Genomic DNA, 26,542 nt, shown 5'->3' on the forward strand with positions numbered 1-26,542 from the left:
GGGGCTTGGGTGTCTGACATGGGAAGCAGGGACAAGCCCCGTGACCGGACAGTCATGGCGTCGATCCGCGGGAACCGCGAATCGACGCCGATGTCGCCTCAGAGCCGACGTTTGCGGTTGAGCGTCGGAATGGTGGTTTGCGGCACTTCCAGCTGTTTTGCCTGCGCCGAGGTTTGCGCCGCCAGCGCGGCCAGAGTCGGCTGGCTGAACAGCGTCCGCGCATCGACGTGCAGCCCGGCCTGACGCATGCGCGCCACCAGACTGACCGCCAGCAACGAATGCCCACCGAGTTCAAAGAAGTGGTCATTGCGCCCGACCTGCTCCAGTTGCAGCACCTCGGCCCAGATCTGCGCCAGCCGGATTTCGACTTCGCCCTCGGGCGCCTCATAGCGGCGACTGAGCACCGCCTCTGCCCCCGGTGCCGGCAAGGCTTTGCGGTCGACCTTGTCGTTGGGGGTCAGGGGCAATGCGTCGAGTTTTACGTAGGCGCCCGGCGCCATGTACTCCGGCAAACGCTCGAGCACATGGGCGCGCAAGGTTTCGATGGGGGGCGCGTCGAAGCCTTCGCGCACGGTGAAATACGCCACCAGCCGCTCGTCCCGCACCAGTACCACCGCTTCACGCACCGCCGGGTGCTCGATCAACCGTGCTTCGATTTCCCCCGGTTCCAGACGCAGGCCGCGCAGCTTGATCTGGAAGTCATTGCGGCCGAGGAATTCGAGGTTGTCGTCCGCGCGGTAGCGCACCAGATCGCCGGTGCGATACAGGCGATCACCGGCCACGAACGGGCTGTCGATGAAGCGCTCGGCCTGCATGTCCGGCAACCCCAGATAACCCCGCGCGACCCCGACCCCGCCGATGTGCAAATGTCCGCTGACACCGAACGGCACCGGTTGATCGTGGGCATCCAGCACGTAGAGTCGGGTGTTGCTCAAGGCCTTGCCGATTGGCACCACGGCTTCCGGCACCGGTTGATCCGGTTCCAGCGTCCAGCCGGTGCTGTCGACCGTGGTTTCGGTCGGTCCATAAACGTTATGCAGACGCACCCACGGCAGGCGCTCGCGGACGCGCCGGGCCAGTGCGGCGGTCAACTCACCGCCACCGTTGAGCACGTCGGTCAGGCTGATGCACTGGCTGACATCGTCCTGTTCGATGAACTGTTGCAGCAGCGCCGGCACGAACTTGACCACGGTGATCTGCCGTTCGCGAATCACCTGAGTCACATAGGCCGAATCGCGGTTGCCGTCGGGACGCGCCAGCACCAGCCGCAGGCCGGAACACAGCGGCCAGAAAATCTCCCACACCGAACTGTCGAAGCTGAACGGCGCCTTCTGCAGCAGCGCGCCGTGCTCGGTCGGCGGGCTGATCTGCGAGCCCCAGTGCACCATGTTGCAGGCGCTTCGGTGCTCGATCATCACGCCCTTCGGCGTGCCGGTGGAGCCCGAGGTGTAGATCATGTAGGCCAGGTTCGCAGCGCTCAAACCCGGTACTTGCAGGTTTTCAGTCGACGCGCCCTGCCAGGTGCAACGGTCGAAATCGATGACCGGCACACCCGGATCGCCCAACAGATTGCGGGTGGCGTCATGCACCAGTACCGCCACCGGGGCGCTGTCCTGCAGCATGTAATGCAGGCGTTCCAGCGGATAGTCCGGGTCCAGCGGCACATACGCGCCGCCCGCCTTGAGAATGCCGAGCAGGCCGACCACCAGGTCCAGGCTGCGTTCGACACAGATCGCCACCCGCGAATCGGGTTGCACACCGTGCTCGCGTAAATGATGCGCCAGACGGTTGGCCTGTTCGTTCAGTTGGCGATAGGTCAGTTGTTGCTCGCCAGCCTGCAACGCGATGGCGTCGGGCTTGCGTTGCACTTGTTGCTCGAACAGCACCTGAAGCGGCTGATCGAGCGGGCAATCGACTTCGCTGGCATTGAACTCGACCAGCAGTTGCTCAAGCTCCGCCGCCGGCAGGATCGGCAAGCGATTCAGCGGCTGTTGCGGAGTTTGCTCCAGCGCATCCACCAGCGTCTGCAACGCGGTTTGCACGTAGTCGCCGATGCGCTGCGCACCGATGCTCATCAGGGTTCGCGTGGTGATCTGCAAAGCGCTGCCCAAATCATCGACGCTCAAGGTCATCGGGTAGTTGGTGCGCTCTTCGTTTTCCAGGGTCTGAATGCCTTGCCAGGCTGGGTCCGACACCGATTCCTGCGCTTCAAGGTCGGTGTGCCGATAGTTGAGCAACGCACTGAACAGCGGTGCCGGTGACGCGACACCGCTGCAACGCTGGGCCAGCGCCAGTGATGCATGTTCGTGCCCGAGCAAGTCGGTCAGTCGGGCGTGGGTGAGCAGCACCGCATCGCGCGCGCCCCGGTCCATGTCCACCCGCAATGGCAAGGTGTTGATGAACACCCCGAGCGCCCGATCCGCGCCCTCGCCGCCTTGCATCCGGCCCATAAAAACGCTGCCAAACACCACGTGCTCCTGCCCCGAGGTCGCCGCCAGCACCTGCGCCCAGGCCAGGTGAATCAGGCTGGCCACGCTGACGCCTGCCTGCCGCGCCTGAAGGCGCAAACGCCGATCCAGTTCCGGCGCAAGCATGCGCACGGCTTCATCGATGCCGCGCCCGTCGCCCTGCACATCCTGCAAACCGAACGGCAAGGTCGGCTCGTCGATGTCGGCGAGCATCTCGCGGAAGAACGCTTCATGTTCCCGTTCGCTGACTCCAAGCCGGGTCTGGGCCACGTAATTGCGATACGGCACCGCTGGCGACAGCGGTTCATTGAGCCCCAGCAGGTGGGCGCGCATTTCATGGCGCAGGACTTCCAGCGCGATGTGATCCAGCGCCAGGTGATGGAACAACAGAATTGCCACGATCCGCCCATGAGCCGGGTCGCGCGCATACATCAGCCGGATCAGCGGCGCCTGACTGACGTCGATGCGATAACGCCGGGCATCGAAGCGCTCGTGCAATTGAGTGAGGACATCGCCCTCGGCCGGATCGAGGGTGATTTCCTGTACCGGGAGTTCGGCTTCGCGCCAGACCACCTGCACCGGGTTGGTCAAGCCTTCCCATACCACGGCGGTACGCAGGATATCGTGGCGCGCCATGACCTGACGCAGCGCCGCCGCATAGGCCTCGACCCGCTCGACACTGTCGAACGCCAGCTGCGACTGCAGCAGGTACGGATCACCCTGCGCGGCGGTGATGTGGTGATAAAGAATGCCTTCCTGCAACGGCGCCAACGGATAAATATCCTGCACGTTGGCCGCTCCGCCCGGCACCGTGGCGATGATCCGGTCGAGGGTGGCCTGATCCAGTTCTGCCAACGGCAACAGATCCGGGGTGATCTGCGTGCAACCCGGCGGAATACGGTTGGCAGGCACTTCGACCTCGCGGCCACTGCCCACCGACGCGGCCAGTGCCGCCAATGTCGGCTGGCCGAACAGCACGCGCACATCGCTGCTCATGCCGAGCTGGCGCATGCGTTCGATCAGATTGACCGCCAGCAACGAGTGCCCGCCGAGTTCAAAGAAGTGATCGTGACGCCCGACCTTTTCGACTTGCAGCACCTCGGCCCAGATCTGCGCCAGGAGGATTTCGACGTCGCCTTGCGGGGCTTCATATTCGCGGCGGATCAACGCCTCCGGCCCCGGCGCCGGCAACACCTGACGATCCAGTTTGCCGTTGGCCGTCAGGGGCAACGCCGTCAAACGCACGTAGGCCGATGGCAGCATCGCGCTGGGCAGACGGGTCTTGAGGTGAGCATGCAGCTGCGTGATATCCAGCGGCTGGCGTTCGGTGAACCAGGCCAGCAAATGTCCGTCGCGCACCTGCACCACCGCATCGCGCACGGATTCATGGCTGCTCAACGCCGCTTCGATTTCGCCGGGCTCGATGCGCACGCCACGGATTTTCACCTGATCGTCGTTGCGGCCCAGGTATTCGATAGTGCCGTCAGGGCGCCAGCGTGCGAGGTCGCCGGTGCGGTACATCCGCGCGTTGGGCTCGCGGCTGAATGGATCGTCGAGGAAACGTTCGGCGGTCAGCTCAGGGCGGTTGAAGTAACCCCGCGCTACGCCGGCGCCACCGACGTACAACTCACCGGGAACGCCAATCGGCACCGGACGCTGCCGGTCATCCAGCAGATAGGCCGTGGCATTGCTCACGGGTTTGCCGATGTGCAGCGCCCGGCCCGGTTCGATTCGGCCCGAGGTCGCGACCACCGTCGCTTCGGTCGGGCCGTAGTTGTTGATCACCGCGAACGTCTGCTGGTGATTGAACTGGCGCAGTCGATCACCGCCGATCAGCAGTGTGCGCAGGGTGGGGTGTTCGAGGTGACGGCTGAAGGCGTACTCGGCAATCGGGGTCGGCAGAAAACTCACGTCCAGCGGTTGCGCACGCCACCAGTCGAGCAGCGCGTCGATGTCTTCGCCGCCATCACGGGACGGCGCCAGGTGCAGGGTCGCGCCGGCACACAGCGCGGGCCAGACTTCCCAGGCCATGGCGTCGAAGCCGAAGCCGGCGAGACTTGAAGTGTGGCAACCGGCGCTCAGGTCGAAGGCCGTGCAATGCCAGTCGACCAGATTCGATAACGTGTGATGCTCGACCATCACGCCCTTGGGCTGGCCGGTGGAGCCGGAGGTGTAGATCACGTAGGCCAGATGCTCGGTGGTCAGACCCGAAACATCAGGGTTGAGATCGTTGATCGGCCAGGCACGCGAATCGATTTCAATCACCGGCACGTCGAGCACCGGCAAGCGTTCGCGCAGATCGCGCTGGGTCAGGACCACGGCCGGAGCACTGTCGCGCAATAAATAGCTCAGCCGTTCCGCAGGATGAGCCGGATCGACCGGCACATAACCGGCGCCGGACTTGAGAATCGCCAGCAGCGCGACCAGCGTGTCCAGCCCTCGGCGCGCGACCAGCGCCACGCGGGCGTCGGGTCGTACGCCAAGCCCGATCAAATGGTGGGCCAGGGCGTTGGCCTGTCGGTTCAGCTCGGCATAGGTCAGCCGCTGTCCCTGCAATTCGACCGCTACCGCATCCGGGCGTGTCGCCACTTGCGCTTCGACGCGCTGGTGGATGGTCAGGTTTTGAGGGTATTGCGCGCGCGTGTCGTTCCACTGCTGCAAGAGCGCCGATTCGGCCGGCAGGCTCAGGCTGAAATCACCCACCATCAGCGCCGGGTCTTCAAGCCCCTGCTCCAGCACCCACAGCAAGCGCCCGCTCAGCGCCGCGATTTCATCGGCGTCAAAGTAGGCTTCGTTGTACACCATGTACAGACTGTCCTCGTCGTCGCCCCGGCTGCTGCGCAAGTGCACGGACAGCGGCGTACCCTCTTCGTGGTTCGACACTTTGACCACTCGCCCCTGTGCTTCGCCATAGCGATATTCATGGGCGTCGCGCTCATAGGACACGGTCACTTCGAACAGCTGCGAGCGATCCTCGCGCAGCAAGCCGAGGGCGCGGTTCATCTCGCTCAAGGGAAAACGCTGGTGGCGGAAGTCTTTTTTCAATTCGTCGTGAATCGCCTTGACCAGCGTCTTGAATGACAACTCGCGACCAAACCCCATGCGCACCGCGCTGACCTGGGTGAACAGCCCCAGGGTTGATTTGAACCGGGCGCCGGAGCGGTTGAGCAGCGGCACCCCCACCACCCATTCGTCACGCTGGGCGCTGCGGCTGAAATACACATGGATCGCTGCCAGCAGCACATGAAACGCCGAGGCGCCGTACTCCCGGGCCACCTGCTTCATGCGCTCGTGCAAGCGAGCCGGAAACACCTGCGAGAAAATCCGCGTCGGTGCGGCAGCGTCGGCAAAGCGTTCCTGATAACGCGGCAACAACAGCGGCTCGGGCCGGTGCTGGTATTTGTCCAGCCAATACGTACGGTCGCGGGCGTAACGGGGGGACTGAAAATATCGCGCATCGTCATGGATGAAATCGACATAGGACGGCGCCGAATCGGGCGGCTGCTGTCCGAGCGCCAGCGCGTTGTAAATCTCGTCGAGGGATTTGAGCATCTCGCCGAACCCCCAGCCATCGACGATCAGGTGATGGGCCTGGAGTGAGAGCCAGTGACAGTCGTCATCGAGCCAGATCAGACAAAACCGGTACAACGGCCCGCCGTCCAGCAGGAACGGCTGCTCAATGCATTGCTGACTCAGCTGGCGCGCATCGGCGTGTGGATCAGGATGGCGGCGAAAATCGTGGACCTGCATCGGCACCGGCATGGCCGGGGCAAAACACTGCAACGGCAGCCCATGCTCACCGGCCCCCGGCAACAGAATCGTGCGCATGGCGTCATGCCTGGCCACGAGACCTTCAAGCGCCGCCTGCATCAGCGCCGGATCCAGCGGGCCGGTCAGTTCGACATAGCCACCGATGTTGTACATCGGCGAACTCCCCTGACGCAGTTGATCGAGCCAGATGTCGCGCTGGGCAGTGGTCAGCGGGAACGCCTCGGAAGTCGCGGACAGACCGTCCGCCGCATCGGCAGCAAATTGGTTCATAAGATCCATCTCACGTGATTTGGCGCGTATTCAAGCATCGGCCCTGAAATCCGCGTGACACGTGAAACCCGGACAACTCTCCTCACTTTGTACAGTTCTGCGAAGCAACAAGGCCGCAGAAGTCAGCGATTCCCCTAAAAGTTCGGAAAGAAATAGCTGAAAATCCTGTAGGACAATCGCCACACTTTGCTATCGGGTAGCGCCTCGCAAACTCGGAGCGCGGCGGGACGAGCCCCGGATTCCGGGGTTCGTACTAGACCGTTCAGTCACGGACGACGTGAACTGACACACTCATCTGACAGAAACGTGACGCCATTTTTTCGGAGATGGTGGCATTTTGTGTCCCTGTTTTCCCCTACAGACGTAGGACAAATGCATAGGCTTAAATCCCGCTCCAGATCGATTTCATGGAGAAACGGTGGGGTGGGTGTTTCACGGGTGCATGCACGGCAGACGATTCGGCAATGGCTTTAAATCAAGGATGACAAGGATATGAATCTGACCGGCAGTCTTCGCAACATGGAAAATCCGCACTTCTACTGGCAGCTGGGGGAATTGATCGCCAGCACCGGCAACGAGCGTTTTGCCTCGAACATGTTCCAGCTGGTCGACAGCCTCGTTCCGGTCAACCGCGTCCATCTCAGTGAGTGGACCCTGGACGAACGGCAGTCCAGCGTGGTCGAGATCAAGGCGTTGGGCAGTGCGGGTTTGCCGGACACCTTTCCGCCCCCGGATCCGTTGCAGCACCCGGATGACCACCCGCTGTTGCAGCAAATGATCGAAATGAACGACTCGCTGTTGATTCAACTGAAAGCCTCGCTCCAGCATCGACACCCGCACCACAGTGTCCACCAATGCAACCTGGTATCGCGCTCGTCCAACCGCCGATGCGTCATCTCGTTCTACCGCCCCCGCACGCATCGGGTGTTTTCCCTGCCGGAACTGTCGTTCCTCAAGCGCCTGTCCGACACCCTGCTGCCCTTGATCGAACGCCACGCGCACATCAGTCGCCAAGTCACCGCCCGCCAACTCCGCGCGCCACAAGCCGATCAACCCCAGACGCCGTTGCAACAGGTGTTCGACGAGCGTCTGGCGCTGGGCGACATCACCTTGTCGGTGCGTGAGAAAGAGGTCTGTCTGGGTCTGCTGACCGGCGGCACCGTGCCGCAGATGGCGGAAAAATTGCGGGTCAAGAACAGCTCGATCGAGACCTACCTCAAGCGTGCGGCCGCCAAGCTTGGGGTCAGCGGGCGACACGGTCTGGCGAAATGGATGGCCGGGGCCTGATCCGGCGTTTCTCATTTCGGGCGCCCGGCGTCCGCTCTTTCATGAACGAGGCTGTTTGATGTCCAGGTTGTCGATTTCCCTGCTGTGCGCCGCGCTGCTACTGGGCGGCTGTACGTTGATTCCCGATTACCAGCGACCGGCATCGCCGAGCGCTGCGCAGTATCCGCAAGGTCCGGCGTATGCCGCGCAATCCCCGGCCACTCTGCGCCTCGAGGACTGGCGCGCGCTGTTCAATGACCCGGCGTTGCAGCAATTGATTGAAAGCGCGCTGGTCAACAATCGCGATCTGCGGGTAGCTGCCCTGAATGTCGAGGCGTTTCAGGCGCAATACCGCATCCAGCGCGCCGACCTGCTGCCGGCGGTGTCGGCCAACGCCAACGAGCTGCGTCAGCGGCTGCCGTCCAGCGTGACTCGCACCCAAGCGGCAATCACCTCGACCTACTCGGTGAATCTGGGCATCAGCGCCTATGAACTGGACTTTTTCGGCCGGGTGCGCAGCCTCAGCGAGCAGGCGCTGCTGACCTGGCTGTCCACCGAAGAGGCGCGGCGCAGTGCGCAATTAACGCTGGTGGCCAACGTCGCCAACGCCTACCTGACCTGGCGCGCCGATCAGGAGTTGTTGGCGCTGGCTCGGGAAACGTTGGCCGCCGACGAGCGCAGCCTGCACCTGACCACTCGCAACCGCGAGGCCGGCAAGTCCTCGGCGCTGGATCAGATTCAGGCGCAGACCAGTGTCGACAGCACCCGCGCGAGCCTGGCCCGTTATCAGCGCCAGGTCGCCCAGGACTTGAACAGCCTGACGTTGCTGGTGGGCGCGCCGGTGCCCGAGCACCTGCCGGCGCGTCCGCTGGACAGTGATCTGGTGGCAACCGTGCCGGCCGGATTGCCCTCGGATCTGCTGCAACGTCGGCCGGACATTCTCCAGGCCGAATACAAGCTGCGCGCCGCCAATGCCAACATCGGCGCGGCGCGAGCGGCGTTTTTCCCGAGTGTCAGCCTGACGGCCAACGCCGGGACGTCCAGCCGCGATCTGTCCGGGCTGTTCAAGGGCGGCTCCGGGGCCTGGACGTTCCAGCCGCAGATCAACCTGCCGATCTTCAACGCCGGCAGCCTGCGGGCGAGCCTGGATTACGCGAAGCTACAGAAGCACATCAGCGTCGCCGAGTACGAAAAGACCATTCAGACGGCATTCCAGGAAGTGTCCGACGGCCTCGCGGCGCGCCAGACCTACGAACAACAGCTCCAGGCCCAGCGCGATCTGGTGCAGGCGACCCAGGATTATTACGACATGGCACAACACCGCTATCGCAGCGGCGTCGACAGCAGCCTGACGTTCCTCGATGCCCAGCGTTCGTTGTTCAGTTCTCAGCAAGGGCTGATTACCGACCGGTTGGCGCAACTGGTAGCACAAGTGAATCTGTACACTGCGCTGGGCGGCGGCTGGAGCCCGGTCGAGCCACTTCCGCCAACACCTTGAGTCATTTTTTCTTACACCTTTTGTCGCCCGTTCCGACATTGACGGGTGATCAAAAACCGACCTGCCGGATCATTTTGGTATCATGCGCCGCTTTTACGGTTAACCCGCCCGCCTGTCCTGCCGACTGGCGGGCTCCAAAGGGCGGTATGAAATGACGGCTTTGTTGACTCGCCGCAAGGTGCTTGCGGGAATGGGCGTGCTCGGTCTCGGCCTGCTCGCCGGTTGCGACACCCGCGGCGAACTGTCGTACAAGTACGGCAAGGATCTGAGCGACAAGATCCTCGGACGCACCTTCAAGCTCAAAGACACCGAAGGCAACACCGTGACGCTGTCGAGCTTTCGCGGCCTGATGCCGATGATCTTCTTCGGTTTCACCCAGTGCCCGGCGATCTGCCCGACGACGCTGGCCCGCGCCGCGAAAATCAAGAAGCTGATGGGCAAGGACGGCGACATCCTGCAAGTGGTGTTCATCACCCTCGACCCGGAACGCGACACGCCGGAGATCCTCGACGCCTACGTCAAGACCTTCGATCCAAGCTTCGTCGCGCTGTACGGCACCCTCGAAGAAACCAAGGCCACGGCCAAGGAATTCGACGTGTTCTACGAAAAGGTCCCGGCCGGCGACACCTATACCCTTTCCCACACCGCCACCAGTTATGTCTACGACACCCGGGGCACGTTGCGTGTGGGCCTGTCTCAATCGCTTTCTGCACAAGAGTGCACGGAAGATTTGCTTACCGTCATGGAGGTCTGCTGATGAACCCTTTTCTGAACCACATCAAACGTGCCGCACTGGGCCTGTCCCTGCTGGGACTGGCTTTCCAGGTATCGGCGCAGACCAAAGTCGACGACGCCTGGGTGCGTGCGACCGTGCCGAACCAGTCGGCGAGCGGCGCATTCATGACCGTCACCGCCGACAGCGACAGCAAGCTGCTCAGCGTTGCTTCGCCGGCGGCCAAGGACGTGCAGATTCATGAGATGACCATGAAGAACGACGTGATGAGCATGGGCCCGGTGAAATCGGTCGACCTGCCGGCGGGCAAAGCCATCAACTTCGATCCGAATGGCTACCATGTGATGCTGATGGGCCTGACCGCTCAGTTGAAGGAAGGCGACAGCGTGCCGCTGACCCTGACCGTGGAAAACGCCAAGGGCGAAAAAGAAACCGTTGAAGTGAAAGCACCAGTCAAGGCGCTGACCATGGAAGGCCACGATCACAGCAAGATGCATTGATCGCCTGATCGAGCCGGCCTGCCCGTGCAATGCGGCAGGCCGGCGCTGTTTCAAACCAGCGTCACTTCGGCCTGGATGTTATTGCGCGTCGCTTTCGAGTACGGGCACACCTGATGCGCGCTCATCCGGCAAGAGGACGGGCGGATGGTTCAGCAATCACGGCTGCTCAACTTCCCGCCCCGCCATGCGCCTCTTCAAAGAAATAATCCTTCCAGCTGTCCGCCTTGTTTTTCAGCACACCCAGCTCCTGCAATTTCTCTGCATAGATAAAGGTGCGTTGCGGCACCACGGTGAAATCGATTTCCGGATCGGTGACGATTTTCTCAACCAGCGCCAGCGGCAGTTTCGACTGTTCAACCCGAATGTAGGCTTGAGCCGCCGCAGGTTTATCGGCCTTGATGATCTTCTCGGCCTCGACCAAGGCGTCATAGAAGGCCTTGTAGGTTTTCGGGTTTTCGTCGTGGAATTTTTCCGTGGTGTAGAGCACGTTGAACGTGGCCTGGCCGCCGAGCACATCGTAGGAACTCAACACTTTATGCACGTTGGGATTCTGCAACGCCTGATACTGGAACGGCGGGCTGGAGAAATGCGCGTTGATTTCCGAGCCGCCGGCGATCAGTGCAGCCGTGGCATCCGGGTGCGGCAGGCTGACGGAGATGTCGTCGAATTTCTTGTAGTGGTCATTGCCGAATTCCTTGGCCGTTTCGATCTGCAGCGTGCGTGACTGGAAGCCCACGCCCGCCGGCGGCACGGCGATGCGATCCTTGTCGCTGAAGTCCTTGAGGGTTTTCACGTTCGGATTATTGGTCAGCAGGTAGTTGGGCATCGAGCCCAGCGAAGCGATGGCCTTGACGTTCTGCTTGCCCTTGGTGCGATCCCATACGGTGAGCATCGGCGGCACGCCCGCCGAGACCACGTCCAGCGATCCGGTGAGCAGCGCTTCGTTCATCGCAGTGGCGCCGGAAATGCTGTTCCAGTCGACCTTGATGTCCAGACCCTGAGCCTTGCCGTGTTTCTCGATCAATTGCTGATCGCGCACCACATCCAGAATCAGATAACCGATGCCGAATTGCTGGGCGATGCTGATCTTGCCTTCGGCTTGCGCAGTGTTGCCGAGCAGTGCGCCAGCCAGCGAGGCCGCCAGCAGCGTCAGTGCAGAACGTTTGAACGGTAGGGTCATGACAACCTCGCAGTGATATACAGGGAAATCTGTGAGGCGGGACTCTATCGCTATAAAAAACGAAATTTAAATACCGTTATCGCATATTGATATCACCTGAACGTCTGCCTTGCAGAAACGCTTGCAAGTCCGCGTCCTGGCCATCGAACACCGCTGCAACCCGTTGCTCGCCGACGCCTCTACGCTGACCGCTTCGGGGAACAATGTCACACGCAGGTGAATGCCGCTTAAACAGCCTGAAACAATAAAACCGCCGCCGCAATCAGGCCGGAAAACCGCCATGACGGTCGCCAATCAAGGCCCCAGCTCATCCGGGTGGCTAACAGCGCCCTCCGGAACCAGATCACCCAGCCGTTTAAAAAGGCGATCAGACAGCCCACCCTTGGTATCATCGCCCACACTTTTATGACGGTTTAATGGCTGGAAGGTCTTTTTTGTGAGCGCTCTTTTTCAACGGCTGCGGCGCCTGGATGCCCGCCTTCTTTCTCTGGTTTTGATGGTACTGATCGTGCCGGTGTGCCTGCGCGCGGCGCTCGGCTGGTCGAGCCTGTTCGGTTACCTCTCGGACTTGGCCATCGGCAGTCTGCTGTTGGTTTTGTTGCATCGCCGTCCCTGGTGGCTGGCGCTGCCGGTGCTGCTGTTCTGGGGATTGCTGGCGGTGGCGACCGCTGAACTGGTCAGCGCAGTCGGCCGCCTGCCGACCGTGGCAGACCTGCATTACCTGATCGACCCGCAGTTCGTGGAAAACTCCACCGGCGGCGGATTCGCCCATCCCGGTGTGGCGGTTGCGCTGCTGGTGGCCTTGGCCCTGTGGCTGCTCAGTCATTGGACTCGACGTGCAACACCGGTTCGCGCTCTGCCCCGCACAGCCTGGGCGACGCCGGTGCTGCTGTTCTGCGCGTACTGGGGGGCGCAGCACCTGAACCCGAGCGATGCCGACCCATGGCGTCTGTACAACCTGCCGCACCAACTGCTCGCCGCGCAGGTCGCCGACGTGCAGATGCAGGCCGAAGAATGGCTGGACGGCGACACTCAGGTAGCTCCCCCACCGATGGCCGGCCTCACCGATGTCGATCTGAACGGTCATCCGCTGCTGGCGGCCAAGGGCCAGGCGCGCAATGTGCTGATCGTCGCGCTCGAAGGCATTCCCGGCGCCTACATCGGCGCCAATCGCCAGGCCATCGGCAGCCATTATCAGGAAGACCTGATGCCCAACCTCAGCCGCTGGGCCGAGCGCGGCATGAACACCCCGGATTACGTGCTGCACACCCACCAGACCATTCGCGGTCTGTACGCCATGCTCTGCGGCGATTACGACAAACTCGACAACGGCACGCCCAAAGGCGTGGAAATGCTGACCCAGCACGAGCGCAATCAGGCCTGCCTGCCGGCTCAGTTGCGTCAGCACGGTTTTGCCACTCACTACCTGCAAGGCGCAGGGCTGCGGTTCATGGCCAAAGACAAGATCATGCCGCACATCGGGTTCGATGCGACCCATGGCCTGGAGTGGTTCACCAACGCCAACTACCTGGAATTCCCGTGGGGCAAGGATGACAAGGCGTTCTTCGAAGGCGCGCTGAAATACGTCGGCGACCTGAAGAAGCAGAAACAGCCGTGGATGCTCACGCTGCTGACCGTCGGCACCCACCAGCCCTACTCCGCGCCGGAGGAATACCTGCAACGCTACGACACACCCAAACAAGCCGCCGTCGGTTATCTGGACGATGCACTGGAACAGTTTCTCAGCGGCCTCGAACGCCAGGGCGTGCTGAAAGACACGCTGGTGGTCATCACCTCGGACGAATCCCACGGCATCGATGGCGTCCGTCTCGCGTCGTCCTGGGGCTTCAACCTGACCCTCGCGCCAGAGCAGGCGCAACTGCCGCGCCTGAACGCCGGGGTCTACGGTCACGTCGACCTGAGCGCGTCGATTCTGGATTACTTCGACTTTCCGGTACCCTCCGCCCTCAGCGGTCGCTCGCTGTTTCGCGATTACGATTCTGGCCGCGAAATCATGTCGTTCACCAACGGCAAGCTGCGTTATCACGACGGTCGCGGCCTCCTGACCGAATGCGACATGCCACGCCGTTGCCGCAATTACGCCAGTGAAGGATTCATCGCCGAAAGCGCCACGTTCAAGGGCAACGCCAGCGGCCAGAATGCCCGGGACATCGCCGCCCGCGCCTCCGCCCTGGACCTGTCGCTGCTGCGCACCCCGCTCAACCAGCGCTATCAGTTCGGCAGCGCCAACGTCATCCCGCTGCAAGCGCAGATCAAGGACGACTGGGCCGACAACCTGATCGGCGCGCAATACCTGGAAATGCCTAAGGGCTCCCACACCCGCGTGCGCCTGACCGTGCGTTCGGTGGATCCGCAGCAGGCGGCGTACATTCAGCTCAAGGCCAAGGAGTTCGAGCAGGACGTGCAACTGGGCCTGCCGACCGAGATGGTCGCCACGGCGGATCAGCCGCTGGAAATGGACTTCAGCTTCGACAACCCGCAACCGCGCAAGGCGTTCTCGTTCCACTTGTTGGGGTATGGGCTGGGCGCGGTGGAAGTCAGTGACTTCAGCGTGATCACCGAACTGCCGGGGCAGGAAGATATGCTGGATGAAACGCCGGCTGACGAGACGGCGCAATCCAGTTGATCGCCGTGGACAATGCAGGAGCGACCCGAAGGCTGCTCCTGGATGGTAAAGCGCACCGGCCGCCACACTGTCTGCCTGAATCGGCTTCTTATTGGGTTAAACCACCCGGTTTGTAATATTAAAATCCCCGGTCACCGTCCCTTTATTACCCTGCAAAACGAAATTGACTGTACCCGTTACGCTAGCGTGATCTTGGTCAATAGTTACGATCACATGCCCGGATTCGATAGCATAAATTTCATTGTCGATTTGGACGGTCCATGCGACCGGTGAGTTCGGGTCATACATCACTTCATGCGGCCCTCCCGCTAATAGACCAATAAAAAAAACTATGAAATTATTTTTATTGTCATAACCTTGAATGATGTCCCCATTGTTTGACTTGTGAAATTTAACCAAGTCGCTCTTAAGAAACGGCACGCCGTTGATATAGGCATCAAAAGTACCTGTGCTGGGTCCGTATACATTTTGGCTCATACAAACTTCCTTTTTTAAGGATGGAGGGGCTTTTACATCTTTCACAACTCAAACCTACACTTGACGACTGCACGCCCCAACTGTCATTTACGACAGTTTTTTATCACTATTCGAAGTAACCACCACGATCATCATTACTCATCGTTTTTTGTGAGAGAGCAGCTCTATCAGATAGCAATACTTCGCCTATTAGCTGACTCGCCGAGTCGGGTCTAGCCTTACTACTCCGAAGTCGGCACGAGCCGGCCGCAGAAGACCTGATAAGGACCCGAACATGGCAAATGAATCGAAATGCCCGTTCAATCACGCCGCCGGCGGTGGCACGACGAACCGCGATTGGTGGCCGAATCAACTGAACCTGAAAATCCTGAGTCAGCACTCGCCCGCATCCGATCCGATGGGCAAGGACTTCGACTACGCCAAGGCTTTCAAAAGCCTTGATTTCCAGGCCCTCAAACGCGATCTGACGGCGCTGATGACCGACTCCCAGGAGTGGTGGCCAGCGGACTTCGGCCACTACGGCCCGCTCTTCATCCGCATGGCCTGGCACAGCGCCGGCACCTATCGCACCGCTGACGGCCGGGGTGGCGCCGGCTCCGGCCAGCAACGCTTCGCCCCGCTCAACAGCTGGCCGGACAACGTCAGCCTCGACAAGGCCCGCCGCCTGCTGTGGCCGATCAAGCAAAAGTATGGCCGCAACATTTCCTGGGCCGACCTGATCGTTCTCACCGGCAACGTCGCGCTGGAATCCATGGGCTTCAAGACCTTCGGTTTCTCCGGTGGCCGCGCGGACGTCTGGGAACCGGACGAAGACGTGTACTGGGGCTCGGAAAACAAATGGCTGGGCGGCGACAACCGTTACGGCAAGGATCCGGAATCCATGCAGCCGCCGGGCGAAGGCACGCTGGTGGCTGAACCTGCCGAACACGGCAATGAAGAGAGCCGCACCAATCAGGGCGAACGCAATCTCGAGAACCCGCTCGCCGCCGTGCAGATGGGCCTGATCTACGTGAACCCGGAAGGCCCCGAAGGCAATCCCGACCCGGTGGCCTCGGCCAAGGACATCCGCGAAACCTTCGGCCGCATGGCCATGAACGACGAGGAAACCGTCGCCCTGATCGCCGGTGGTCACGCCTTCGGCAAGACTCACGGCGCAGGCCCCGCCGATAACGTCGGCCCGGAACCGGAAGCCGCCGGCCTCGAAGAACAAGGCCTGGGCTGGAAAAACAGCTTCGGCACCGGCAAAGGCGCCGATACCATCACCAGCGGCCTGGAAGTGACCTGGACCACCACCCCGACCAAGTGGAGCAACAACTACCTGGAAAACCTGTTCGGCTTCGAGTGGGAACTGACCAAGAGCCCCGCCGGCGCCCATCAGTGGAAACCGAAAAACGGCGCCGGCGCTGGCACCATTCCGCACGCCCACGACCCGAACAAACGCATCGACCCGACCATGCTCACTTCCGACCTGGCCCTGCGTTTCGACCCGGCCTACGAGAAGATTTCGCGGCGCTTCCTGGCCAATCCCGATCAACTGGCGGACGCCTTCGCCCGCGCCTGGTACAAGCTGATTCACCGTGACATGGGCCCGCTGTCGCGCTACCTCGGCCCGGAATTGCCCCAGGAAGAACTGCTGTGGCAAGACCCGATTCCCGAGGCCACGCATCCACTGGTGGACGACAGCGATATCAGGGCGCTGAAAGGCAAGGTACTGGCGTCGGGGCTGTCCGTTTCGGAACTGGTTTCCACTGCCTGGGCGGCCGCATCGACCTTCCGGGGTTCGGACAAACGCGGCGGCGCCAATGGCGGGCGCCTGCGTCTGGCACCGCAGAAATTCTGGCAGGCCAACCAGCCGGAGCAACTGGACAAGGTATTGAAAGTCCTCGAAGGCATTCAGAACGAGTTCAACGCCGGGGCGGCAGGCAAGCAACTCTCGCTGGCGGACCTGATCGTGCTGGCCGGTAATGCCGGGGTCGAACAAGCGGCGCAAAACGCCGGGCACACGGTGACCGTGCCGTTCAACCCGGGGCGCACCGATGCGACTCAGGAGCAGACCGATGTCGAGTCGTTCGGCTTCCTTGAACCGCACACCGACGGCTTCCGCAACTACGCGGCCAGCACTTATCGCGTGCCGGCCGAAGCGTTGCTGATCGACAAGGCGCAACTGCTGACGCTTTCGGCGCCGGAAATGACCGTGTTGATCGGCGGCCTGCGCGTGCTGGACACCAACGTCGGCAAGACCCAGCACGGCGTGTTCACCGACAGACCCGGCACCTTGACCAACGACTTCTTTCGCAATCTGCTGGACATGGGTGTGGAATGGAAACCAACGTCCAAAACCGAGTTCGAAGGCCGCGACCGTAAAACCGGCAGCGTGAAGTGGACGGCGACCCGGGTCGATCTGGTGTTCGGCTCCAACTCGGTGCTGCGGGCGCTGGCCGAGGTATACGCCAGTTCCGATGCGAAGGAACAGTTCGTCACGGACTTCGTTGCAGCTTGGGCGAAGGTGATGGATCTGGATCGGTTTGATCTGCGCCAATAAGGGCTTTTCATCGACCCACAAAAACGCCGCTCATCGAGCGGCGTTTTTTATTGCCCTGAAAAGACTTCAGGCAAGGCTTTTGCTGACCACTTCATACACATCGCTGGACAGCTGCCCCGAAGCCAGAATCCGCTCCAGCTCCGCCTTCATCAGCGCCTGACGAGCGCTGTCGTACTTGCGCCAGCGCGTCAGCGGCGCCAATTGGCGAGAGGCGATCTGCGGATTGAAGCCGTTCAGCTCGATCACCAGATCCGCCAGGAAGCGATAACCCGAGCCATCCGCCGCGTGGAAGTTGATCAGGTTCTGCCCGGCAAACGCACCGACCAGTGCACGCACCTTGTTCGGGTTCTTGATGTTGAACGCCGGGTGCTGCATCAGCGCCTTCACGCGCTCCAGACCGCCCGGCAAGGTGCTGCCGGCCTGCACGCTGAACCACTGATCCATGACCAGCGGATTGTCCTTGAAGTGCTCGGCGAAACTGGCCAGGGCTTTGGCTTTCTGCTCGTCGAACGGCGAGTTGACCAGCACCGCCAGCGCGGTCAGGCGCTCGGTCATGTTGTCGCAGGTGTCGAACTGTTCCAGGGTTGCCGCCAGGACTTGCGGCTTGCCGCTGAGCATCAGGTACGACAGCGCGATGTTCTGCAACGCGCGACGGGCGAAATGCTCGGCCTCGGCCACATACGGGGTTTGCTTCGACAGGTCGCGGTTGGCTTGATAACGCAGCCACAGTGCCTCGAACAGGTTGTCCGACAGTTGCTGACGGGCGAATTCGCGGGCGGTGTGGATCGCGTCCACGTCGGCGATTTCACTGATTTCGGTCAGGTACGCTTCGCTTGGCAGCGAGAGCATTTCCGCGACCATCGCCTGATCCAGCGTTTCGTCCGACAGCACCGTGCGCAAAGCGGAAACCAGACGTGGGTCGAGCACCAGGCTTTCGCCCTTTTGCTGCTGGCCGATCAACTCTTGCAGCACCTGCACCGACAGTTGCTGACCGGCATCCCAGCGGTTGAAACCGTCGGTGTCGTGTTGCATCAGGAACATCAACTGATCGCGGTTATACGGGAAGCTCAGTTTCACCGGCGCCGAGAAGCCACGCAGCAAGGACGGCAGCGGTTGTTCGGCGATGTCGACGAAGGTGAAGGTCTGCTCGGCTTCGGTCACCGAAATCACCCGGGTGGTGCCTTGAGCCGAGTCTTCGCCGGCCAGACGCAGGGCAATCTCGTTGCCCTGGCGGTCGAGCAGGCCCAGTTCCACCGGAATCACGAACGGCAGCTTTTCAACCTTGTCCGGGGTTTCCGGGCAGCTCTGGCGGAAGGTCAGGCTGTAGGTTTTCGCAGCGGCGTCGTAAGACTCGCTCACCGCCAGACGCGGTGTGCCCGCCTGGCTGTACCAGCGCTTGAACTGGGTCAGGTCGACGCCGTTGGCATCTTCCATGGCCTTGATGAAGTCATCGCAGGTCACGGCCTGACCGTCGTGGCGTTCGAAGTACAGGTCGCTGCCCTTGCGGAAGCCTTCGGCGCCCAGCAGGGTGTGGATCATGCCGACCACTTCCGAGCCCTTTTCGTACACGGTCAGGGTGTAGAAGTTGGAAATCTCGATGAAACTGTCCGGGCGCACGGCGTGGGCCATGGGACCTGCGTCTTCGGCGAACTGGTGGGTACGCAGGTACGCCACGTCCTGAATGCGCTTGACCGTGGCCGAATTCATGTCAGAGGAGAAACCGGCATCGCGGAACACCGTGAAGCCTTCCTTGAGCGACAGCTGGAACCAGTCGCGGCAGGTCACGCGGTTGCCCGACCAGTTGTGGAAGTATTCGTGGGCGACGATCGCTTCGACCCGCTGGTGCGCGGCGTCGGTGGCGGTTTCGGCGCGGGCCAGCACGGCGCTGGAGTTGAAGATGTTGAGGCCCTTGTTCTCCATGGCGCCCATGTTGAAGTCGTTCACGGCGACGATCATGAAGATGTCCAGATCGTACTCGCGACCGTAAACCTCTTCGTCCCAGCGCATCGACTTCTTCAGGCTGTTCATGGCGTGCTGGCACTTGTCGATGTTTTCCGGCTCGACGTAAATGCGCAGCGCCACGTTGCGATTGGCCATCGTGGTGAAGGAGTCTTCAACGCACCACAAGTCCCCGGCCACCAGCGCGAACAGGTACGCCGGTTTCATGAACGGGTCTTCCCAGGTCGCCCAGTGCCGGCCATCTTCGCCGGGGCCGCTGGCGATCGGGTTGCCGTTGGACAGCAACACCGGATAGCTGTGCTGCTCGGCCACTACGGTGGTGGTGAACTTGCTCATCACGTCCGGGCGGTCGAGGTAATAGGTGATCTTGCGGAAACCTTCAGCCTCGCACTGGGTGCAGAACATCGTGCCGGACTTGTACAGGCCTTCCAGTGCGGTGTTGGTTTCCGGATGGATCCTGACGCTGGTGTCGACCGTGAAGGTTTCGCTGGCCGGTTGCAGGGTCAGGTGGTTCTCGGTCAGCTGGTAATCGTCGGCGCTCAGTTCCTGGTCGGCCAGGGTCACCGAGAGCAGTTCCAGCTGCTGGCCGTCGAGCACCAGCGGCGGCAGGCCCGGGCCACGGGCCGGGTTGCGGCGCATCACCAGTTGCGCGTGGACCAGACTGTGGTCCTCGAACAACTCGAAGGTCAGGTGTGTTTCATCGATCAGGTACTCGGGCGCCTGATAGTCCTTCAGGTAAATCATCTTCGGTTGTTCGGTGCGCATGCTGAAGTCCTTATTGATGCACGGCGAGCTGATAGGCCGTGTACTTGCGAATGTTGATCACGCCGGTGTCGAAGATCAGGTACTGGCCCTTGATCCCCAGCAGCGTGCCTTCGGCAATCGGGTTCTTGTCCAGGTTGAAGCTGACGATCTTGGCCGGGTACTGCTCGACCGGGTAGCGGATTTCCAGCGGCTCGACATCGGCGATGGTTTGAATGGCCTGGAGGCCGAAACGCTCCTGCAAACCTTGCAGGCCCGGGGCGCAGCTTTCGAACAGTTGATCGCGCACCTGCGCCAGATCCACCGCCGCCGCGTCACCCTTGAGCAAGGCGCGCCAGTTGGTCTTGTCCGCCACCTGGCTGCGGAACAGGTCTTCGACGAAGCCCGACTGCTGCCGCGTCGAAACGCGCATGATCGGCAGCGCCTGACTGGCGCCCTGGTCGAGCCAGCGGGTCGGCAACTGGGTGGCGCGGGTGATGCCGACCTTGATCCCCGACGAATTGGCCAGGTAGACGACGTGGTCAGTCATGCAGAATTTCTCGCCCCACTCCGGCTCACGGCAGGTGCCGGCCTCGAAGTGGCAGCGCTCCGGGCTCATGATGCAGATGTCGCACTGAGCCAGTTTGGTCATGCACGGGTAGCAGTAACCCTGACTGAAACTGGTCTTGGTCTTGCGCCCGCAATGGGTGCAGTGGATCGCCCCCAGGTATTCCAGACGCACCGTGCTGCCGATCAACGGGTTGACCGGCACCTCGACGTCATCCAGACGAAACGCGTACTGCACGTTCGGCCCGTCCAGGCGCGCCGACATTTTGCTGATTGCACCGCGGCCGAGCTCGATCAATGGAGGGCGTCCGACTTGAACAGGATGTTCGGCACTTCGATCGACTTCGACGCACATTCCTGCGGGCCCATGTAACCGGTGCGCTCTTCCTCGGGCAGGTTCTGCATTTCCCAGGCGATCATCGCCTGCAACGACAGCTCGCGCTGCTCGGCGGTGAGTTTGCCGCCGTCGGACCATTTGCCGATCTCTACCGCCAGTTTCAGGCTCTGATAGATGTCCGGGGTGATGTTCTTGATCAAATCGTTAAAAGAGGACATCAGGGTCTCCGTGCTCTTTATTCAAAAAATTCAGGCGGCCAGTTTACGGCGGTTGTACAAACCGCCCAACAAACCGGTGAAGCATCCGATGAGTAACCCGCCGACGTGGGCGGCGTTGGCGATTTCGCCGAAGCCGATCATCGAGACCAGCCCCGACATGCACACCAGCAACCACACCAGCATCATCGCCAGCACGCCGCGCGGCAGGCGATAGGCCGGGTTCGGTGCCAGCAGCTGGAAGATCCAGCAGTGACCGAGCAGCCCGTAAAGTACGCCGGACAGGCCACCGAACAGGCTCGGGCCGCCCCACGCGAACTGCGCATAGTTGGAAACCAGGCCGAACAGCAGCGTCAGGCCGATCAGGTTGACGCTGCCCTGGCGCGACTCGATGCGCCGCCCCAGTTCCCAGTACCACATGCCGTTCATGGCCAGGTGCAGGATGCCGAAGTGGATCAGCATCGGCGTAAACAGGCGCCACCACTGCCCTGCCGCCAGGCTGTCGGCCAGTGGTGTGAAGTGGATGTAGTCGCCGACCACGCGGAAATCGAGGAAGGTCAGCCAGCGCATGGTGTCGAGGTTATCGCCAAGGAAGGTCAACCCGCCGACGATCAGGCTCAGCAGCAGAATGAATCCGGTGGCTTTGGCATGCTTCAGTTGCTCGGCGAAGCTCGGGCGCTTGAGCGTCGGCGCCGACGGAATTTCCAGCTGCTGATCAGGGTCGCCCGCCGGGAAACGCTCGTACAGCGAGCGCACGTCGTCGCTGATTTCCGAGGGCACCCACAGCACCTGCTCGCCCGCCTCTTCGCTGACACGATGGGGCACTTGCATGCGTTGCAGCAGTTTGACGAAACCACTCAGGTCCGCCGCCAACGGCACACGCAAGACGGCTATGGCACTCATCGCAGCACCTCCGGCCGCTCGACGTCGACCCAGACAAATTTATGCGGATCGAGGCGGGTTTCCTGATCCAGACGATAGGCAACCAGTTTGCCGTACAGCACCGCGCTGTAATCCAGGCACGCGAGGTTCGGGCGGATCGGCGCCGGTTTGCCGCTGCGCCAGTAGTGGCCGACGAACAGCAACGGCTCATCGATACCGTAGCGCAGCAGGGAATTCTTTTCGCTGGAGGTCAGCGGCTTTTGCGCCACTGGTTCCGGCAGTGCATCGGGCTGGAACACGATGTCGCCGTAGGTTTGCGGGTCGTCTTCCCAGAACTTGGTGCGGAAGAATGAACGCACCAGGCCGTCGCCGCTGGTCATGGTCAGGCCATCCGGCAGGCGCATGTCAGTGCCGCGCAGCAGGCGATCGAACACGGTGCAGGCGAAACTGCCCGGCACGGCCGAGGCCTGGAGGAAGTGTTCATCAATGCAGCCATCGGGGAACAACCCGCGCAACGGCTCGATCAGGCCGGCATCCCAGCAGGCATGCACCACGCGGAAGCGTCCGGCGTCGACGAACAACGGCAGTTGGTAGAACCACTGCTGGAAATCGTGCCAGTCGCGCGGATGGTTTTCGAATTGGGTCAGGGTTTCGTGCAGCAATCGGGCATGGCGCGGGGTGTGTTCACGGACGAATTGCTTGCCGCTGCCCGGAGGCGCCGGAGTGCTCCAGCCGAGTGCGTTGAATTCGTGGTTACCCATGATGCACAACGCCTGACCGGCTTCGACCATGTCGTGGACGATGTGCAGCGCTTCGCGAATCCGTGGGCCACGGTCGATGATGTCGCCGACAAACACGGCCATGCGCGACGGATGCCGCCAGACTCCGCCCTGCTTGTGATAACCGAGACGGTCCAGCAGGTGTTCCAGGGTCAGGGCGCATCCGTGCACGTCACCAATCAGGTCATAACTGCGCGCGGGATCGAGCATCAGTCGCCTCCACCACCCAACTTGCTGCCCCAGCCGAGCTTGGTCCGGCAGACTTCGTAGTAGTTGTGGTCGAGCGGATGGATCAGCCGCAGCTTCTGCGCTTTCTTGCTGACGGTGATGGTGTCGCCCGGCGCGCAGGTGAAGTGGTTCTGCCCGTCGCAGGAGACCTGCGGGTAGATCTGCATATCTTTGGACACGACGATTTTCAGCTCACTGTTGCCATCGACCACGATCGGTCTGCCCGACAAGGTATGGGGGTACATCGGCACAATCACAATAGCGTCAAGCTTGGGATGCATGATCGGGCCACCGGCGGACAGTGCGTACGCGGTGGAACCGGTCGGGGTGGCGACGATCAGGCCGTCGGCCTTCTGGCTGCAGACGAACTGGCCGTCGATGTACAGTTCGAACTCGATCATCCGCGTCGATTTGCCCGGGTGAAGCACCACGTCGTTCAGCGCATCGCCCTGGCCGATAGCTTCGGCGTGGCGACGGACTTCGGCCTGCAGCAGGAAGCGGTTTTCCACCAGATAATGGCCGTCGAGCACTTCGGCGACCTTGATTTCCAGCTCGTCGGGGCGGATGTCGGTGAGAAAGCCGAGGCTGCCACGGTTGATCCCGAGCACCGGAATATTGTGTTTGGCCAGTGCCCGCGCCGCGCCGAGCAGGCTGCCGTCACCGCCGACCACGATGACCATGTCGCAGACTTCGCCGAGCATCTTGCGTGACGAGGTTTGCAGGCCATGGCCCGGCAGGACTTCGGCGATGGTGTCTTCGAGAATCACATGCAGGTGACGATCGAGCAGGAAGCGTTTCAGTCGGCGGACGGTATCCAGCACCTGGGAGCTGCCCAGGCGACCGATGATGCCGATATTACGAAATTGCTCCATGGGACTCCTGCGGGGGACTGAGACGGCGAAAAGCACGATTATGGGCGAAAGCGCCGGATAGACAAAATCCTTTCAGCCCCGAGGCTGCACCGGTGTTTGAGGCTATGCTCGCAAGATGATCCTATTTCCCGATTTGCTTCAGCTGCCCCACGAGTTACGCCACCCCGAGGTGCGCGATCTGGCGTGGGTGATCCTCGCCCCGCCGATGCTCGCCGCCACCCCGTGGCCGCAGCGCCATCCGCTGGCGGGCAGCGACTGGGTCAGCGACCCCGAACGTCTGGGACACTGGTTGCGCCAGCTCGACCGCGACAGTTACGGCCTGCTGCACTGGCTGTCCCAGGCCCGCACCCGGCGCCTGGGCCTGTATTACGAGCGCTTGTGGCAATTTGCGGTGGAACACGCGCCGGGCATCGAACTGATCGCCGCCAACCTGCCGATCCGCCGCGAAGGTCACACCCTCGGCGAGCTGGACATGCTGCTGCGTGACCGCGATGGTGTGCATCACCTGGAACTGGCGATCAAGCTCTACCTCGGCCCGCAAAACGGCGACGGCCATGATCCGGCGTCGTGGCTGGGGCCGGGTTGTCATGATCGACTGGATCGCAAACTGGCGCATTTGAGTGAGCATCAGCTGCCGATCTCCGCTCGCCCGGAAAGCCGCGAAGTGCTGGCGGCACTGGATGTCGGGTCGTTCAGTGCGCAACTGTGGCTGGGTGGGTATCTGCTGTATCCGTGGCCCGGTCAGTCGGTGCCGCCCAGCGGCGCCCACCCGCAGCATCTGCGTGGCAGCTGGCTGCACCAGAAAGACTGGCCGGCGTTCGTCGCCCAGCGCCCGGCCGGACGCTGGCAACCCCTGCCCCGCCACGCCTGGCTGGCGCCGGCGCACTACCCGGCGGATCAGACCTGGAGCAACGGTCACTTGCAGGCCTGGCTCGATGAACTGGAACCCCTGGCCCCGGCGCAATTGATGGTGCGCCTGACCGAAAACGCCCGGGGCGAGTGGGAAGAAGCCGAGCGGCTGTTTCTGGTGTCGGATCTGTGGCCGAACGTGCCCGGCCAGTCCTGATTTTTTGCGGCGTCTGAACAGGCCTCATCGCTGGCAAGCCAGCTCCCACAAATCCCGTGTTCACCGCATAACCTGTGGGAGCTAGCTTGCTAGCGATTGAAGCCAACCTGTTCTAAAGGGATAACCGCACGGCGAGTGCCGCCAGGGTGACCAACAGAACTGGCACGGTCAGCACGATCCCGACCCTGAAGTAATACCCCCAGCCAATCCGGATGTCCTTGCGCTCCAGCACATGCAACCAGAGCAAGGTCGCGAGGCTGCCGATCGGGGTGATTTTCGGCCCCAGGTCGCTGCCGATCACGTTGGCGTAGATCATCGCTTCCTTCACCACCCCCGTAGCCTGGCTGGCATCGATAGACAGCAGGCCGACCAGCACCGTCGGCAGGTTGTTCATGATCGAGGACAACAAGGCCGTCAGCACCCCGGTGCCCATCGCCGCGCCCCACACACCGTGACCGGCGAACACATTGAGCCACCCGGCCAGATAATCGGTGAGACCGGCATTGCGTAGCCCGTAGACCACCAGGTACATGCCCAGCGAGAAAATCACGATCTGCCACGGCGCCTCTTTCATCACCTTGCGCGTGGAGATCTTGTGCCCGCGCGCGGCAATCGCCAGCAACAGCGCCGCGCACACCGCCGAGATTGCACTGATCGGGATTCCCAGCGGCTCCAGCGCGAAACAGCCGATCAGCAGAATGACCAGCACCGCCCAACCGGCGTAGAACGTGGCTTTGTCGTGGATGGCGGTTTCCGGGTGTTCAAGTTGCTCCGGGTCGTAGGCCTTGGGAATGTCGCGGCGGAAGAACCACAGCAACATGCCCAGCGTGGCCGCGACGCTGACGAAGTTGACCGGCACCATCACCGCCGCATACCGGTTGAATCCGATGTGAAAGAAGTCGGCCGAGACGATATTCACCAGGTTCGACACCACCAGCGGCAGGCTCGCGGTGTCGGCAATGAACCCCGCGCCCATGACGAACGCCAGGGTCGCCGCCGGGGAAAAACGCAGGGCCAGCAGCATGGAAATCACGATCGGCGTGAGGATCAGCGCCGCGCCGTCATTGGCGAACAGCGCCGACACCAGCGCGCCGAGCAGCACCATGAAAGCAAACAGCTTGCGCCCGCTGCCCCGCCCCCAACGCGCTACGTGCAACGCGGCCCAGGCGAAGAACCCAGCCTCGTCGAGCAACAGACTGATGATGATCAGCGCCACAAACGTACCAGTGGCGTTCCAGATGATTTGCCACACCAGCGGGATATCGCTCAGGTGCACCACACCGAAAATCAGCGCGACGATGGCGCCGAACGTTGCACTCCAGCCGACCCCGAGGCCTTTGGGTTGCCAGATCACCAGGGTAATGGTCAGCAGAAAAATCAGTGACGCAGCGAGCATTCGCGACAGCCTTCAATCAGGTTAGAAAAACGAGCCACAACAAAATACCTGTGGGAGATTCTATGTTGCAGGGGAACCCTGCAACCTTAAATTGGGTTGGTATTCGCTCTGATTTTTCATGAGGGCGAATGCCACCCGGCAAAGCTTA

At 61.9% G+C, this 26,542-nt stretch carries 17 protein-coding genes; 7 read left to right on the top strand and 10 right to left on the bottom strand.

Translation table 11 applies throughout. The features are described from left to right. Positions 1 to 98: 98 nt before the first annotated feature. Positions 99 to 6,509 carry a non-ribosomal peptide synthetase gene (locus tag CAF77_RS27665; protein ID WP_085655744.1) on the bottom strand — a complete coding sequence of 2,137 codons (6,411 nt, stop codon included), beginning with the start codon at positions 6,507 to 6,509 and terminating at the stop codon, positions 99 to 101. Between the two features lie 492 nt (positions 6,510 to 7,001). On the opposite strand from CAF77_RS27665, the gene CAF77_RS27670 reads away from it, so the two are divergent. From CAF77_RS27670 to CAF77_RS27685, 4 genes are all read left to right on the top strand, one after another. Further along, positions 7,002 to 7,796 carry a helix-turn-helix transcriptional regulator gene (locus tag CAF77_RS27670; protein WP_064382270.1) on the top strand — a complete coding sequence of 265 codons (795 nt, stop codon included), beginning with the start codon at positions 7,002 to 7,004 and terminating at the stop codon, positions 7,794 to 7,796. Positions 7,797 to 7,854: 58 nt separating this feature from the next. Further along, entirely contained in the window at positions 7,855 to 9,273 is a 1,419-nt protein-coding gene (locus CAF77_RS27675) for an efflux transporter outer membrane subunit (RefSeq protein ID WP_085655745.1), read from the top strand. Between the two features lie 151 nt (positions 9,274 to 9,424). Further along, positions 9,425 to 10,030 carry an SCO family protein gene (locus CAF77_RS27680; protein WP_039770777.1) on the top strand — a complete coding sequence of 202 codons (606 nt, stop codon included), beginning with the start codon at positions 9,425 to 9,427 and terminating at the stop codon, positions 10,028 to 10,030. Then, on the top strand, positions 10,030 to 10,506 hold the full coding sequence (locus tag CAF77_RS27685) for a copper chaperone PCu(A)C (RefSeq protein ID WP_085655746.1): 477 nt from the start codon (positions 10,030 to 10,032) through the stop codon (positions 10,504 to 10,506). Before CAF77_RS27680 ends, CAF77_RS27685 begins: the two co-directional genes overlap by 1 nt. Positions 10,507 to 10,672: 166 nt before the next feature. On the opposite strand, the gene CAF77_RS27690 is transcribed toward CAF77_RS27685, so the two are convergent. Continuing rightward, positions 10,673 to 11,686 carry an ABC transporter substrate-binding protein gene (locus CAF77_RS27690; RefSeq protein ID WP_085655747.1) on the bottom strand — a complete coding sequence of 338 codons (1,014 nt, stop codon included), beginning with the start codon at positions 11,684 to 11,686 and terminating at the stop codon, positions 10,673 to 10,675. 436 nt (positions 11,687 to 12,122) lie between these two features. On the opposite strand from CAF77_RS27690, the gene CAF77_RS27695 reads away from it, so the two are divergent. After that, on the top strand, positions 12,123 to 14,333 hold the full coding sequence (locus CAF77_RS27695) for an LTA synthase family protein (RefSeq protein ID WP_085655748.1): 2,211 nt from the start codon (positions 12,123 to 12,125) through the stop codon (positions 14,331 to 14,333). Positions 14,334 to 14,429: 96 nt separating this feature from the next. Here CAF77_RS27695 and CAF77_RS27700 read toward each other — a convergent pair whose 3' ends face one another. After that, positions 14,430 to 14,810 (bottom strand): hypothetical protein, encoded by a 381-nt coding sequence (locus CAF77_RS27700; RefSeq protein ID WP_064382275.1) that lies wholly within the window; start codon positions 14,808 to 14,810, stop codon positions 14,430 to 14,432. Positions 14,811 to 15,084: 274 nt separating this feature from the next. On the opposite strand from CAF77_RS27700, the gene katG reads away from it, so the two are divergent. Continuing rightward, complete coding sequence (katG, locus tag CAF77_RS27705; protein ID WP_064382276.1) at positions 15,085 to 17,352, top strand: catalase/peroxidase HPI; 2,268 nt, start codon at positions 15,085 to 15,087, stop codon at positions 17,350 to 17,352. Positions 17,353 to 17,418: 66 nt separating this feature from the next. On the opposite strand, the gene pepN is transcribed toward katG, so the two are convergent. Genes pepN through CAF77_RS27735 form a run of 6 tightly spaced genes read right to left on the bottom strand, consistent with a single transcriptional unit; the run spans position 17,419 to position 23,932 of the window. Then, complete coding sequence (gene pepN / locus CAF77_RS27710; RefSeq protein WP_064382277.1) at positions 17,419 to 20,076, bottom strand: aminopeptidase N; 2,658 nt, start codon at positions 20,074 to 20,076, stop codon at positions 17,419 to 17,421. Positions 20,077 to 20,086: 10 nt separating this feature from the next. Next, on the bottom strand, positions 20,087 to 20,917 hold the full coding sequence (locus tag CAF77_RS27715) for a DUF2797 domain-containing protein (RefSeq protein WP_064382278.1): 831 nt from the start codon (positions 20,915 to 20,917) through the stop codon (positions 20,087 to 20,089). Then, on the bottom strand, positions 20,914 to 21,174 hold the full coding sequence (locus tag CAF77_RS27720) for a YeaC family protein (RefSeq protein ID WP_011333626.1): 261 nt from the start codon (positions 21,172 to 21,174) through the stop codon (positions 20,914 to 20,916). Before CAF77_RS27720 ends, CAF77_RS27715 begins: the two co-directional genes overlap by 4 nt. 30 nt (positions 21,175 to 21,204) lie before the next feature. Beyond that, complete coding sequence (locus CAF77_RS27725; RefSeq protein WP_064382279.1) at positions 21,205 to 22,074, bottom strand: rhomboid family intramembrane serine protease; 870 nt, start codon at positions 22,072 to 22,074, stop codon at positions 21,205 to 21,207. Beyond that, positions 22,071 to 23,045: a metallophosphoesterase gene (locus CAF77_RS27730; RefSeq protein ID WP_170929009.1), complete on the bottom strand. Its 975-nt coding sequence runs from the start codon at positions 23,043 to 23,045 to the stop codon at positions 22,071 to 22,073. Before CAF77_RS27730 ends, CAF77_RS27725 begins: the two co-directional genes overlap by 4 nt. Then, positions 23,042 to 23,932, bottom strand: a complete 891-nt coding sequence (locus CAF77_RS27735) for an NAD(+) kinase (protein WP_011333623.1) — start codon at positions 23,930 to 23,932, stop codon at positions 23,042 to 23,044. The genes CAF77_RS27730 and CAF77_RS27735 overlap by 4 nt, the downstream gene beginning before the upstream one ends. Positions 23,933 to 24,047: 115 nt before the next feature. Here CAF77_RS27735 and CAF77_RS27740 point away from each other — a divergent pair, with 115 nt between their 5' ends. Further along, on the top strand, positions 24,048 to 24,998 hold the full coding sequence (locus tag CAF77_RS27740) for a DUF1853 family protein (RefSeq protein ID WP_064382281.1): 951 nt from the start codon (positions 24,048 to 24,050) through the stop codon (positions 24,996 to 24,998). Positions 24,999 to 25,110: 112 nt separating this feature from the next. On the opposite strand, the gene CAF77_RS27745 is transcribed toward CAF77_RS27740, so the two are convergent. Then, on the bottom strand, positions 25,111 to 26,394 hold the full coding sequence (locus CAF77_RS27745; protein ID WP_064382282.1) for an arsenic transporter: 1,284 nt from the start codon (positions 26,392 to 26,394) through the stop codon (positions 25,111 to 25,113). Between the last annotated feature and the right edge of the window lie 148 nt (positions 26,395 to 26,542).

Source organism: Pseudomonas sp. R15(2017) (assembly GCF_002112685.1).
GTDB lineage: Bacteria > Pseudomonadota > Gammaproteobacteria > Pseudomonadales > Pseudomonadaceae > Aquipseudomonas > Aquipseudomonas glycinae.